Raw genomic sequence first — 13,922 nt, forward strand, 5'->3', positions numbered from 1 at the left:
GGACAGGTCAGTGACGGCGTTGCTATCCACTTAGCAGTGATAGAGGTTTTTCTCTTCGGAGACTGACAGGCTGGCACTGTTTTCATCATGAAACACGCAGTACATCACCCAATCCTTGCCGCGCTTTTGCAACGAATGGCCCTGCGATTAAATCAGCCGAACCAGCGACACCTCATGTTTGAGGCGTTCCAGTTCAGCTTCGGGAATGTGGGCCATTCGGTGTCCCCTCAGGACCTTGTCAAACAACTGATCAGGGATTGTTGTAGGCTCCATATAGATACTTCAGTCAACCCTCATCAGAATCAGAGGTGACAATGCCAGGCATCGACCACCACCAATGCTTGTTCTGGATGAGCTTCACTGAACGCCTCTTGCGGCTACGCAAGCAACACAGCCTGACCCAACAGCAAATGGCTGACACCGTGGGAATCCATATCACCCAGGTAAAACGCTATGAATCCGGTGAAGCCCAACCATCGCTTGAGGTGCTCAAGAAGGTTGCCGTGGCCTTTAACGTCTCCACCGATTGGCTGGTGTTTGAAGAAAACGAGCGCGAACCGCAGGACGAGTTAAAGCTCAAATTCGAAGCTGTGGTGCAAATGGACGAGGACGAACGCCGCTCTGTGCTCGCCCTACTCGATGCGATGATTTTGAAACACCAGACAAAACGATTTTTTGTGCCCAGTCCAGAGTCAAAACAGCAACCATGAACAGCAAGCAGCTCAACGAAATCAGCAAGTTTCTCAGCTATGTATTGCGACATGAACCGCAGTCCATTGGACTTCAACTAGATATGGAAGGCTGGGCAGAAATTGATTTCTTAATTGCAGGCGCAGCTAAGGAAGGGCGTGTTCTAGATCGCGAACTGATCCTGGCTGTTGTCAGCCGCAGCGATAAAAAGCGTTTTGCTATTTCTAACGATGCGCAATACATTCGCGCCGTGCAGGGCCATTCAACTGAAAGCGTAAACCTTCAGTATATTGAGAAAGAGCCGCCCGAGTTTTTGTACCACGGAACAGCAACTCGCTTTCTAGAGTCAATTCAGAAAAAAGGATTAATTGCGGGTTCTCGCCATCACGTGCATTTATCACAAAACATGGCCACTGCCGCATCGGTGGGACAGCGATATGGAAAACCTGTAGTGCTAAAAATTGAAGCCCTGCAAATGTACCAGCAGAGCTTCAAGTTTTTTCAGGCTGAGAATGGCGTATGGTTAACGAGTCAAGTCCCCATTTTTTTTATACATCAGGAATAGCCTTCGTCTCCGACCCGATCAGCCTTATAACGAGCAGATTCTTCTTTGGCAGCACTAAACCATTCAGAAAAACCAGAGTAAGAAAAGCTATCCCAAGGACTTGATTTCGGCCTTGAGTAATCATAAATCCGAACACTTGAATCCCCCCCCTTGCCTCCATCAAAGCAAGCGAGAACCACCCAGCCATCATTATACAATCCAGACTCATCTTGAATAATTGCAAATGGAACCAGAGCAGTCCCTGGAAACTTCAAAAGCATAGAACCATAATAAAAGAGAGAGAGCGCCATATCTTTCGTTAGAAAACGCCAAGGCGCTATATCTATATCACCAACCAAAACCACATTTAGATAGTCCGTAGGAAGTTGAAAACCATCTGGCAAAATTGGAAATTCATACAAAAAAGGCTTCATCATTTCCCGCCTCCAGAAATACGTGGTGGCTCTGTTAAACCGTAAGGATTGGAAGCAGAAAAACCTCCTGACTGTTTATTTATACGACCAGTTATTGCCTCTCCCCAAGTATCAAAATTCTGCCACCCTCTCGCCTCTTGAATAGCGGGCGTCAATGGATCGTCAAATCCACGAACGCTAGCATTCACGTCAATCCCCGCTTCTCTGGCAGCAGCAATTCGAGTGTTGTCCATACTAGTCAGCTGACCATCCGGCATTTTCACGACATCAACCGGATCACCTTTCCAGCCATTGGTTTTCATGCTCTGGACTAAATCGTCGTAGGTGTAGTTCGTGCCAGAAATCCGATCTGTCTTGTTAAACGAAACAGTATTCTGCGAGAAGCGAATCTCATCAGCAGCATAAGTTGCTGCATTGTCTACACCTTTTGCACCAAAGGCAAACGACCAACACCATCTACTCTTTTAACAGGATACAAAAATCTCGTTACACCAGCCTAAACCGCCTTATGGCACTCTATCTCGCTTTCTATATCTAAATCTTGCCCTTTCGCAAAAGAGAAGGTGAGAAGTTTAGCTCGCAACGCAAGCTGCTTAAGCGATTCAGGCAAATCATCAATGGTAATTGGACTTATCGGCGACGCTACAGGCTCATATTTATTTGAGCACTCGCGAATCGTTCGATGTACATCTCGCCAGTCATACACAAAAAAACCTTTTTTTGCCATATCATAAAAATCGTCAGGACGATTTACCTGAATAAGAAGACGAGCTTCAGAAACAATAGGAAGATTTTCGATAGCTTCCTCCACATTCTCTATCGCAAATGAACAGTCATGCAGCATGCCAACCGGAATTGGCCCACTCCCTCCAGTAAAAAACACTCCAAGGTTTAGCTCGCGATCGGTAGCAAGCCAAACACAATCCAGCCCATCGGGGTATACATCGCTACTCATATTAGATTACTCATCAGATTTGAATCGAGTCCCTGGAGGGAATGGTTCACGACCATAAGTAGATTCGCAACGAGGGCATACAGGGACTTGGTCGCCAGTCCTGGGACGCATCGCCTCCGTAAAACGAACGTCCTCTTTGTTACCTCCTAAGGCATCTACCACATGATCTTCCGCACATTTTCCACCGCCACAAAGCCTTGCAGCAACCTCACCAGTCTTTACGTTGTAGCCACCTGTAACAGTTGCAGGGGCTTTGCCTTTCAAAGGTGCAAGTGATTCAGCTAAAGCATCACGCGCTGCTGATGCTTCTTGACCCTTTGCAGCATCAGTCGCTTTTGGACCAAAAAATCAACTTTGTGGGCTTGGGGATGCCTCTTGACCATTTATAAAAACTGAAACCACGCTACCTTCCCAACCATAGAAAATTATTCCTTTTTCGAAATACTCCACTTCGAAGCTCCCATCACTTACCCCCCCTTGCCCTACGACATCAACTGACATTCCGGGCTCAAGCCAATACTCCTCAGCCCAAGGTTCAATAATAAGCAACATTACTTCAGATGTTCCATTGATGCAGCTTATTTTCATTATGTTTTTAATTCCAGTTATCTAAAATCTTCTGCATAAGCTCAACACGATTTTTTGCAGTAATATTATTTGCATTCCTAGAAAATTCGTTAGAATAAAAGTCCTTCCACTGGGTAGCCATCTCACGCGTCAACCCTTGCTCTTGCATTGATTCAACCTCTGAAGCGTTGATGGTATCTAGACGCTGTAATGCACCTTCGGGCCTAGCTCCCCACCCAATTACGTCCTTCCCAAATTGGCTTTGGGTCATTCCTTCAGGAATCAACGGCCGATCTAGTTTAGGAATCTCAGGGTTGGTTACTCCCTTGGAAGTATCGCTAGCAGCCACAGCCTCTTTTGCACCGCAGGCATTTACAGTTTATTTATTTCTCCAAGAACCTTCGCCAAAGTTGAAGCATCTCTTAACAAGTCGGCATCTTTGCTTAACTGTTTAACCTCAGCCAAAGCGTAAGCCGCTTGATACGCAGCACTTGTGTTCTCTTGCCAATACTTAGAACTCAAACCGGAAAGAGCCGCGACTAACTCGCCATCATACCTTTCCCCTATCAAAACATCATCATTCAGCAAGGCTACAGCAAACGGTAAAACTTCACTAACAAACAAATTTTGCCGCAGCGCACGACAAACATCCCCCACGCTCAAAAGATTTAAATGAATGTCGCGCACAGACAGATACCATTCAGTCAAAGATGAGTTCTTGTCTTCTGACAACCAATTGACTGGAGTTCCTTTTTCCAAATCACGAAACTTCATATTCCTGCACCATTTAAAGCTGAGTTGATACGTTGAATTGTATCTAAAGCTCTTTGGCGTGCAGCTTGCGCTACGGGATCACTCACGCCTTCCAGCGTTTCCGCATGGTTTCTTAATCCTCTAAGCATGTCGTTCATTTCTTTCAAGTGATCCCAATAGCCGCCATCAGGCTTCGGAACAGGGTCGCCTGCCATATCCTTTAATGTACCCGTAATGTCGCTATCCTTGAAACTATTGAGAATATTGTCAATTTTGTTAACAGCTCTCTGCTGACCTTGGCTCAGCTTAGCCGCACTGTCCACAGCCTCTTTTTCACCGCCAGCACTTTCTGCAACCTCAGTTTCAACCTGCTCAGCCTTGGTTGCACTCGACACAGTCTCACCGGCCCCCGCTGTGGCGTCAATTGCGGTGCTGCCTGAAACATTCTCCACGCCTGTTGCTGTAGCCCCAACAAGACCATCGCCCATCTCACTGAACATTGCCCCCATCCTGGCCAGCAAACTCTCCATCACAACTTCCGGCACCAACACGCTGAAGATCGCCAGCGACAGTTGCGCATAAGCTTTTTGCAGAGGCGTCAGATCGTTTGTGTGGGCCGCGTCTTCATCGCCGAAAATCACGGTAGGATCCAAATCCTCGTGCCCTTGGCGGTTGTACTTGTCCGCAGATCCACCTATCAAAGCCGCGATATTAGGATCGCCGCCAGCCATTGCCCCCGAAACCACCCCAATCAACTGTGCTGTCGTGATCTGCGTTTGGCTACCCTGGTAACTCAGATTGTTCGCATCGAAAATCTTGCTGACGTAATTGGACAACGCTGCGTTGACCAATGGTGTCAACCCTTCGGCCACGCCGCCTGCGACGACACCACTCGCAAAGTCTTGCCCCGCAGCCTTCGACAGCAATCCACCGAGCACAGCGTGCAGGACTAGCTTGCTCGCAATGTCATTCGTCGCATCGCCGATGGCTTTGTTGCCGGCTGCCGCGCCAAGGCTGATCGCCTCACTCAAGGCCGCGCTGCTCAGGTTCTGGCCAAAACTTCCGCCATTGATCGCTGTGGAAATCCCACTGTTGATCAGGGCATGTGCACTACTGCGAAGCAGGGTCTGCTCAGCATTGCTCCAACTGAGCATGTCGCTGGAGTAGCTAGCGTTTTGAAGCGGCCCAGCGGTGGTAACAGTCGACCCTTCGGTACTTCCGAGCCAGTTGGTGTCGGCATAATTCAGGACTCCGGCGCTAATGCCAGCGACCGCTGCGTTTTTCAAACTGTCCGAGCTGAAAGTGTCCTTCAGCGTACTGCCCAGATTGCCCTTGTCATCGATGAAGCTGGTCACCGCCGTCGTGGCCAGGCTGATCTCTGCCGTGCCTTCTATTCCGCCCAGTCCCAGCCCAGCCGGGCCAAGAGCGACTGACATCAAGATGGCGATGATCACCTTTGATGCGGGTCCCAGGCCCGAGGTGTTGTACTTGAAGGAGTCGTGGATTTCCTGTACCTGGCGCCAGTCGACGTCCCCACGCTTTTCAGCGTCTTTTAACCAAGCAAGGCTCGGGTCGGCCTGGACCATCGCGTCAATACTTTGCGACACCGTATCTTGGTCGATCTGTTTGAGGTCGATGTGCAGGCCGTCGACCGCGTTGATCGTCAGTTGACCCTTCGCCGTCAGCTCACTCTGGTGCAAGGTCTCGTCAGTGGTGCCTTTGCCTTTGGCCGAAACCCAGAAGGCATTGTTATCGCTTTTGGTGTGGCTTTCGTCGTGCAGGTCCTTGACCGCCTCAAACGTGATGCTGCCACCAGTGCTCAGGGACAAATCCCCACCACTGTTTAGCTTGGCGTCCTGATACAACTGATCGCCACCGCTGACCAGAGCCAAAGCACCGCCGGTCTGGATCTCGCTACTGACATTTTTGACGTCGGTGACTTCGTCGTGCTGAGTTTTCTTGCTGCCCCAACTACCCGTCTTCTTCATGTCATACAGCGAGTAATCGCTGTTCTGAGCAGCCAGCACATCAAGCTCGCCACCCGCCACCAGGTACGCTTCATTGCCCGCTGAAACCCGGCTGGCGATCAACGCCATATCGTTCCCGGCACTAAGGTCAACGTTGCCACCAGCGGTTACGGTGGTACTCACCTGACTAACGTGATCTTCCTGGGTGGTGACCTTCTTTGTATTAAGCGCCGAGTGCTGCTCATCCGCTGCCGAGGCCAAGCTCAGGTTACCGGTCGCAGACATCGCAACATCACGCGTGGCATCGATCTGGCTCGCGATGGCACTGATGTTTCGGGCAGCGGTAACCTGGAAGTCGCGTCCGGCCTCAATAATGCTGCCGTATTGGGTCACGTCGCTGCTGCGGGACAGGTCGGTGACGGCGTTGCTATCCACTTGCTCGGCAGCCACCAGGTTAACGTCGCGACCCGCCACGATGGTGGTGTCCGCACCGCTGCTCAATACCCCACCCACGTTGTTGACGTCTTCCCCCGCCTGCACGCTCAGGTTGTTGGCCGCCTCGATACGCGCGGCGCTGTCGACAAAGTCAGTGCCCTCGGTGCGATAGCCACTGCTGCTCTCATGGCTGGTAACGGTGCGCTCATTGTTCACATCGCCGTTGACGGCGGTGACACTGACGTCACTCCCCGCGATGATGCCGCCCGCCTGGTTGGTCAGGTTATTGCCTGCCAGGAGATCGAGGCGGTCACCGGCTTCGACCAGGCCGCTGTTGACCATGTTCTGGCCCGCTTGGGCAGACAGGTTGCCGGTCGCGCTCAAGGTGCCAGCGTTGGTCAGGTCGCTCCCGGCAATCAGGCTCACGTCAGAACCTGCGATCAACGCACCGGTGGGGCCGAGACGATTATCCGCCTGGGCCAGGTACAGCACAGGGACCAACACCTGCTCACCATTAACCGTGGCGTCTTCCATCCAGACGATATCATGGGTCAGGGACGCGACCTGCTCAGCCGTAAGACTCACACCGACAGACAGGTTGAGTTGTTGCTGACTGGTGATTGCGTTGTCCATCAGGTACTTGTACAAGCCGGCATCGCTGGTCTGGCCATCGATAAATTGCTGGCCGGTCCGAGCGATGACGGCTTGCTGGATCAACTGCTCTTCGTAAAGCCCGTCACCTAAACGCTTCCAGCTTTGATCCGGGTCGTAACCAAGATTGGACAGCAGGTAATCCGAGCTCATAAATTGCGTGAGGTTGGTGAGCGCCGGATTGGTCTCGATCAGATACTTTTGCGGATTGGATGGACGACTATCGTCGGGCAAGCCCTGAACCCGGTTGACGGTCAACAAACTTGCCGCCGTGGCCTGGACTGGGGTGGATGTGTTTAATGCCGTTTGAACCGCATCGCCTACCTGAATGGCCTGAATGCCACTGCTGGGGGCCGCTTGTTGGTGCTGGGCCGTGCCAATAACCGCACTGCCCAGGGTCCAGCTTTGTGGAGTTTGATTGGTCGGTGCTGTGTCCCCCTGACCGCTCAGGCGAAATAGGCCATTCTGCCCGGTGGGTAAGCTGAAGCCTGGCAGGGTTAGCGGATTGATCTGCTGCTGGGCAAGGTCGGGGGGCAGTTGTTGGTTGAGGGTGACGCGGGTTGAGTAGGTACTGCCTGCACCACCGGCACCCGTGGCGTCTGTGCCGGTTTTGGCACCTGCGCCAACGTAGGTGAATCCTGGTTGCACGACACTGTTGTCGATCGTGTTCTGAGCGGTGACGTTGACCGCCCCGCCTGCCTGAATGATGGCGGCGTAGGTTTGGTCGCCCTCTGCAATTTTTTGCGTCGTTCGAAGTTGCGGCAACTCTTCAAGGGTCGTGCCGATAAAGCCACTCATCGCAGCCTGCAGCCCCCCTAGGTCATTGGGGGTGTAGGCGGGGCTCAGGTACCAGTATTTATTGGTAAAGGCACTGGCCATGGCGTACCAGCCTGAAGCATCGCTGGTCCGCTCTGTCATGAATATTCGGGTGGTTTCTGTCTCGCCGGTCTCAATGCCGCTGTTGGTCAGGTTGCTGACTGTCGCGCTCAGGTTGCCAGCAGCGCCGATGCTGCTACTTGCATTCAGCAGGTCGCCACCGTTGATGGTCAGATTGCCACCGGCGGTGATACTTGACGCCGCACTGGCGTCGGTCACATCTACCTTGTCGCGCTGAACAACCTCCCAGGCATGGTTCTGTTTACCGCTGCAGTCGCCGGCGTTGTAACCCTCAATACAGGTAACCTCGTCGATTCGCGCGGTGTAGATGCCCAGGTCACTGGTACTCAATACGGCACGAACGTTTTGTATGGTGCTGGCGGACAGGTTCAGATTGCCGTCGCTTTGAATACTGGAGGAACTGTTGATGATGCTGCTGGCGAGCCCACCTTGACCGTCGCGGTCAATATTCAGGTTGCCGAGGCTGTAGATATCGGCGTAGCTGTTGTTCAGTGAGTCGACCCGCAGGCTCATGTCTGAGCCGCTGAAGATCAGCCCATGATCATTGAGCAGCGCCCCGGTGGTGACGGTCAACGCTTGGCCGCTGCCGAGTGTGCCGTAGTTGTTGATGGTACCTGCAGTCACGGACAGGTCAGCCGCTGAGGTCAGCCGCCCGTTGTTGTTTAGCGCGCCAGAGACGGTCGCGGTGGTGAGCCCTCCCCCGGCAATGCTCGCGGTGCTGCTCAGATCAACTTGAGCCGCAGACAGGTTGAGGTTACCCAGGCTGCTGATGCGGCCGGTACCATTCAGCGCACCACTCAGGTTCAGGTCCAGGCTGCCATCGCTGGCAATAATGCCATTGGTAACCCAGTTGACACCGCTTGCGACAAGGCTATCGGCGGCCAGCAACTGGCCGGCTGCGCTTTGGGTCAAGGTGTTGACGTTGAGCGTCAGACGCCCGGCCTGAATAACACTGTCGTTGGTCCAGGTGTCTTGGTCGATGCTCAAACCACCGCGCGTAACCACGCTACCGCCAACACCATTGAGGTTGCCCGGCGCAATCTCGAAGGTGCCGGTGCCGACGTGCAACACACTGCCATTAACGTTCTGAAAACTACCCGCATTCAACGTCAAGTCGGTGTTGGCCGTTTCCAGGACACCATTGCTGTTATCGAACAACCCGCCAATCTGAAACTCGGTCTTGCCGTCGGTGCCCAGGGCACGCAGTTGGCCGGTCTGGTTATCCAGGCTGGCCGCGCTGACTTTCAGGGTGGTGTCGCTTTCAATAATGCCCAGTTGGTTGTTGAGCGCGCCGCTCAGATTGAGGTCAATCTGATGCCCGGCAATCTGACCATCGTTGGTGCCGTTGTTATCAAAGTCATTGCCGGTGACACTCACCAGGCCTTTGGCGTAGAGGCCGCCATTGCGGTTGTCGAAGTTACCGGTGGTGACGATGGCGTCTGCGCTTTGTGCAGAAATACGACCGCCATTATTGTCGACGCTGCCGGTGACCAGATCCAGGCTCTCAGCCTGGGTGACACCGGCCTGACTGTTGTTATTGAGGTCATAGCCGTTACGCAGCACCCCGACGACCTTTGCGTGCAGGGCGCCTCCAAGGCTCGCCAATGTACCGCCACGGTTATCAATGTTTGCAGCCGTGAGACTGACGTCATTGGCCTGGGCGATGACTTTGCCGCTTTGGTTATCAATATCGCCGTCGGTGCTCAAGTTCAATGCCGTCTGGCTTTGGACGGAACCCTTGGCGTTGTCGAGGCTGGCAGCGTTTAGCTGCACATCGGCGTTTTGACTGTAGATCAAACCGTCGCTGTTGTTTTGTATGGCGCCGGTGGTGGTGAGGGTCAGTGTGCCATTGGCGGCGACAGTGCCACGATTACTGTTGTCCAGATTGCCGGCCAACAACGTCAACAGGTCCTGGCTTGCGATCTGGCCACCCTGGTTGTTGATCTGGGTAGCACGCTTGAGCAACAGAGCACCGGTGCTGGCCAGTTTACCGTTGGTGTTGGTCAGTACGCCGAGCAAGTCGAGGGTGACCCCACTGTTACCGATCAACGTACCGGCGGTGTTATCGACGGTGGTACCGGTAACGCTAATGTTCTGTTGTGCATTGATAGCGCCGCCCGCGTTGATGAGCGTTGGTGCTTGCACGTCCAGGGTAGCGCCACTGTCAATCAAGCCGCCTTGGCTGTTGTTGAGTGGGCCGGTGACAGTCAGGGTTTGCCCACCGCCGCTGGACAGAATGCCGTTGTCACTGTTGTCGAGACTGGCTGCGGTGACGGTCAGCGCTTGTTGGCTGACCAGCGCACCGGCGCCACTGTTGAGCACGCTCTGGGTGAACTGGGCCGCCACGTTACCGTAGCGGCTGGAGACGGTGCCGTTGTTGCGGTTATCCAGGTCGGTACCACTAAGGCTGACGCCCTGCCAACCGGATATCAGACCACCCTGATTGAGCAACTCGGTACCGGTGAGTGCCAGCAGGTTATTGCTGATCAGTTTGCCCGCGCTATTGTCCAGCGTTCGGCCTGAGAGGTTCAGGCTCTGGGCACTCGATATTTCTCCGCTCTGGTTGCTCAGGTCACGCAAGTGCTGGAGGGTCAGCGAGCCTGCGGTGGTGATCATCCCGCCATTGTTGTTCAGATCGCCTGTGGCCGTACTCAGGTCGATAGCAATCGCGCTGCCCAGCAACGAACCCTGTTGGTTGTTGATCCCGGTGGAGTTAATGGTCAACGTATCAGTGGCGTTGATCAGGCCCTGGCTCTGATTATTGAGCGCGCCATCGATGTTCAGCAACGTGTCACCGCGGCTGGTCAACGTGCCGCCACTGTTGTCCAGGCTGGCGGCATGGCCGTCAATGGATTGAGCAGCGATCTGGCCTTTGAGGTTGCTCAGGACTTGGTCAATACGCAACGTCAGTGCCTGATTGCTGAGCAGCTTGCCGCTGCTGTTATCCAGGCTTTCGGCGGCAACCGTAAAGGCCTGGGCACTGGAAATTTCACCGCCCTGGTTGTTCACGCCCTTGAGGTTTTTCAGCATCAACAGAGGCGCGTTGATCAATCCGCCCTGGTTGTTCAACTGGCCGTGGTTTAAGTCCAGCGCCACTGCAGTGTTGCTAAACAGCTTCCCGCCCTGCTGATCCAGACCTGTGACCTTGGCGGTCAGCGTTTTGTCACTGGAAAGGCGACCGCCGTCCTGGTTGGTCACCTGCCCGGCGTTGATGTTGAGCGTATCGGAGGTGCTGACATTACCGCTGTGGCTGTTGTCGAACGTGCCAGTATCGATGGTCAGTGCAGACTTGCTGCTGAGCGTACCGCTCTGACTGTTGTCCAGGCTTGCGCTGTTGAGGGTAAGGCCGCCGTCGGTAACTAATTGGCCACCCTGGTTATCGGTCGCACCCGAGGTGGTGACACTCAATTGGCCGGCGCTGGACAGCTTGCCTTGGCGGTTTGTCAGATTGGCAGCGTTGAGGGTTAACACGCCTTCACTGCTCAACAGTCCTTGGGTGTTATTGAGATCGCCACTGACGTTTAAAGCCAGGCCGGCCTGGCTGATGAGGCTGCCACCGGTGTTATCCAGGCCGGCCCCGGTCAGGCTCAAGCCGGTCTGAGTGCTGAGCAACCCATTAAGGTTGAGTACGTTGTCGACGGTCAGGCTCAGCGTTTTTCCGGCGATTACTCGGCCGCTGTCGCTGTTGTTCAGTTGCTGACCCTGAAGGCTGACATCCGCCGAACTGGAAATTTCACCGCCACGGTTGTCGACGCCCCCCACCTGGAGCTTTACCCCTTGGGTGCCACCGACCAGGCCATTGTTGCGGTTGTCCAGTGTGGAACCGTTGAGCGCCAGTGCGCCTTCAGCGATCAATATCCCATTGTTATTAGTGAGCGCGTTAACGTTGGCAGTCAGTGCCCCTTTGCTGGAAACCTGCCCGCTACTGTTATCCAGGCTGGCGGCATCAAGGCGAAAGTCGCCATCGCCAATCGCCGTACCGCCTTGGTTATTAAAGGCGCCATCGACGGTAACACCTAGCTCGTCACGACTGCTGAGCATCCCGTCACTGTTGTCCAGGGTTGCGCTTTTCAACTGCAGTGCCGCAGCAGAAATCAGGCCTTTGATGTTGATCAGCGCCTGATCCAGGCGCAAGGTCAGGGCTTGCTCACTGAGCAGTTTGCCACTGGTGTTGTCCAGGCTCTTCGCGGCGAACGTAAAGCCCTGGTTGCTGGAAATCTCGCCGTTCTGGTTGCCGACGTCAGCGAGGTTATTCAGCGCCAGTGTCGTACCATGGATCAGACCGCTCTGGTTGTTTAACTGGCCCTTGTTCACATCCAGGGTCAGCGAGGTCACGCTGGTGAGCTGCCCGCCGTTGTGCTGATCAAGATTACTTACGTTGGCCGTCAGCGCCTGGTTGCTGCTGATGTGGCCCGCCGAGCTGTTGTCGACCGCGCCGGCGGTGAGGTTCAGGACGTCCAGGCTGGTGAGTTTGCCGCCCTGATTATTGATGGCGCCGCTCGCGGTGATACTGAGGCCGTTGTTTGCCGTAACCAATCCTGCAACGTTATCCAGCGTGGCCACATTCAAGGTCAACGCGCCCAGGCTGGACACTTCACCGCTGCTGTTACTTAGTTTCCCGACTGTCGCGGTCAGCGGACCGCTGCTGTTAAGCAGGCCACCCTGCGCGTTGAGCAACTGGTCCGCATTCAAGCTCAGGCTGCCGGTGCTTAACACCCGGCCCTTGTTTTGGTTATCCAGGATGCCCGTGGAAAGGTTCGCGGCTTGCTTTGCACTCAGGGTGCCGCCTTGGTTGTTCAGCGCTTGTGCCGCGCTCACCGTCAGGTTACGGCTCGCAACCAGGCTGTTGCCAGTGTTAGTAACCGTCTGCGCAGTGACCGTGAGGTCGCCATTAGTGTTGCGACTATTATCGGCGTTAACACCCGCCTCGATAATGCCCAGGTTGGTGAGTTCCCCACCGCTGGACAGATTGATGCTGTCACCGGCGGCGAAGTTTTTCTGATTGGTTAGAGCACCGGTGGTATGCACATCGAGAGCGGTACCTGCGTACACCGCTCCGGTTGAATTTAAACTCGTGGCATTGAGGGTGACTCCACTGTCAGCCCTTGTGTCGGTCAGGGTCAGGTTCCCCGCCGCATCAATGCGTATATCGCCGCCACTGGCCCCCAGATTACCCGCCAGCTTCACCCCTACTCCGGCCTCGGTGCCCACCAGTTTGATCGCGCCGGCATACATGCCGCCCAGCACCGAGGAGTCGATGGCCAGTTCCGGTTTCACGCTGCCATCCTCGGCACGTACCGTGGTATTCAGCGTTAGTGCATCAACGTCGTTACGACCCGCCACAATGGCCAGATTGCGCGCATTGATCTGTGCGTTGATTTTTGCCGAGCGGGTGATGATCTCAAAATGGTCGATCTGACTGGCGTCCAAGTCCTTGCCGTCGATGGTCACCGTGCCGCCATCCACCTGATAATGGTCCAGGCGGCCGTTATCGAGAACAGGCGTGCCGGTGGTCAGGGTGACATTGGGTGTATTGATAAACCCGCAGCCGCTGCAACTGATGCCATAGGGGTTGGCGACGATAACCTTGGCGGACTGCCCCGCTACTTCCGTGTAACCACTTAACTGGCTCGGGCTGCCCCCGTTCACTTCGTTGAGGATGATACTGGCCGCAGTGCCATTGAAATTGGGGTTGCCAAGAATGATCCCCCCCAGTTGAGTCGATTGCGTACTGTTGGTGGCGTTGTTGAGGATCACGCCACTGGCGCCGACGTTGTAATCCTTGAACTGGTTGTGGGACAAACCACTGCCGTTGGGCGCCGCGATGTTGATGATCGGAATACCGTTCCCCGCCACACCCAAGCTGGTACCCGGGGCGCTGACGGCAATACCGTCGGCCTGAGCCAGCAGAGGTTGCCAAAACATCGCATTGGCCAGGATCAGCGCCAGGCTACGTTTTGAAAGCCCCCAAAATCGCTCTTGGGCTTGCACAGAAAAAGGCTCGAGAGTCCGAACGGTGTGTGGGCGAA

At 54.5% G+C, this 13,922-nt stretch carries 10 protein-coding genes; 2 read left to right on the forward strand and 8 right to left on the reverse strand.

Annotated features, from left to right (window positions below):
* Nucleotides 1-30: 30 nt before the first annotated feature.
* Nucleotides 31-132, reverse strand: a complete 102-nt coding sequence (locus tag HX855_RS33800) for a CHC2 zinc finger domain-containing protein (protein WP_177087366.1) — start codon at nt 130-132, stop codon at nt 31-33.
* A gap of 182 nt (nt 133-314) precedes the next feature.
* Between HX855_RS33800 and HX855_RS05215 the strand changes: the two genes are divergently transcribed.
* Nucleotides 315-710: a helix-turn-helix domain-containing protein gene (locus tag HX855_RS05215; protein WP_218175879.1), complete on the forward strand. Its 396-nt coding sequence runs from the start codon at nt 315-317 to the stop codon at nt 708-710.
* The gene (locus HX855_RS05220) at nt 707-1,255 is read left to right on the forward strand and encodes an RNA 2'-phosphotransferase (protein WP_177087364.1); all 549 of its coding nucleotides are present in this window, start codon (nt 707-709) and stop codon (nt 1,253-1,255) included. Before HX855_RS05215 ends, HX855_RS05220 begins: the two co-directional genes overlap by 4 nt.
* On the opposite strand, the gene HX855_RS05225 is transcribed toward HX855_RS05220, so the two are convergent.
* The 7 genes from HX855_RS05225 to HX855_RS05255 form a co-directional block, all read right to left on the reverse strand.
* Nucleotides 1,246-1,671, reverse strand: a complete 426-nt coding sequence (locus HX855_RS05225) for a hypothetical protein (protein WP_218175878.1) — start codon at nt 1,669-1,671, stop codon at nt 1,246-1,248. The two genes, HX855_RS05220 and HX855_RS05225, sit on opposite strands and share 10 nt — an antisense overlap.
* Nucleotides 1,668-1,970, reverse strand: coding sequence for a hypothetical protein (locus tag HX855_RS33640; protein WP_177087363.1), 303 nt, complete (start codon nt 1,968-1,970; stop codon nt 1,668-1,670). Before HX855_RS33640 ends, HX855_RS05225 begins: the two co-directional genes overlap by 4 nt.
* A gap of 194 nt (nt 1,971-2,164) precedes the next feature.
* On the reverse strand, nt 2,165-2,623 hold the full coding sequence (locus HX855_RS05235; RefSeq protein WP_177087361.1) for a hypothetical protein: 459 nt from the start codon (nt 2,621-2,623) through the stop codon (nt 2,165-2,167).
* Nucleotides 2,624-2,971: 348 nt separating this feature from the next.
* On the reverse strand, nt 2,972-3,211 hold the full coding sequence (locus HX855_RS05240) for a hypothetical protein (protein WP_177087359.1): 240 nt from the start codon (nt 3,209-3,211) through the stop codon (nt 2,972-2,974).
* A gap of 7 nt (nt 3,212-3,218) precedes the next feature.
* A complete protein-coding gene (locus HX855_RS05245; RefSeq protein WP_177087357.1) occupies nt 3,219-3,539 on the reverse strand; it encodes a DUF4951 domain-containing protein in 321 nt (106 codons plus the stop codon).
* 23 nt (nt 3,540-3,562) lie between these two features.
* Complete coding sequence (locus HX855_RS05250) at nt 3,563-3,964, reverse strand: contact-dependent growth inhibition system immunity protein (RefSeq protein WP_177087355.1); 402 nt, start codon at nt 3,962-3,964, stop codon at nt 3,563-3,565.
* Entirely contained in the window at nt 3,961-13,818 is a 9,858-nt protein-coding gene (locus HX855_RS05255; protein ID WP_375140061.1) for a filamentous hemagglutinin N-terminal domain-containing protein, read from the reverse strand. Before HX855_RS05255 ends, HX855_RS05250 begins: the two co-directional genes overlap by 4 nt.
* Between the last annotated feature and the right edge of the window lie 104 nt (nt 13,819-13,922).

This window comes from Pseudomonas sp. IPO3778 (genome assembly GCF_013386825.1).
Lineage (GTDB): Bacteria > Pseudomonadota > Gammaproteobacteria > Pseudomonadales > Pseudomonadaceae > Aquipseudomonas.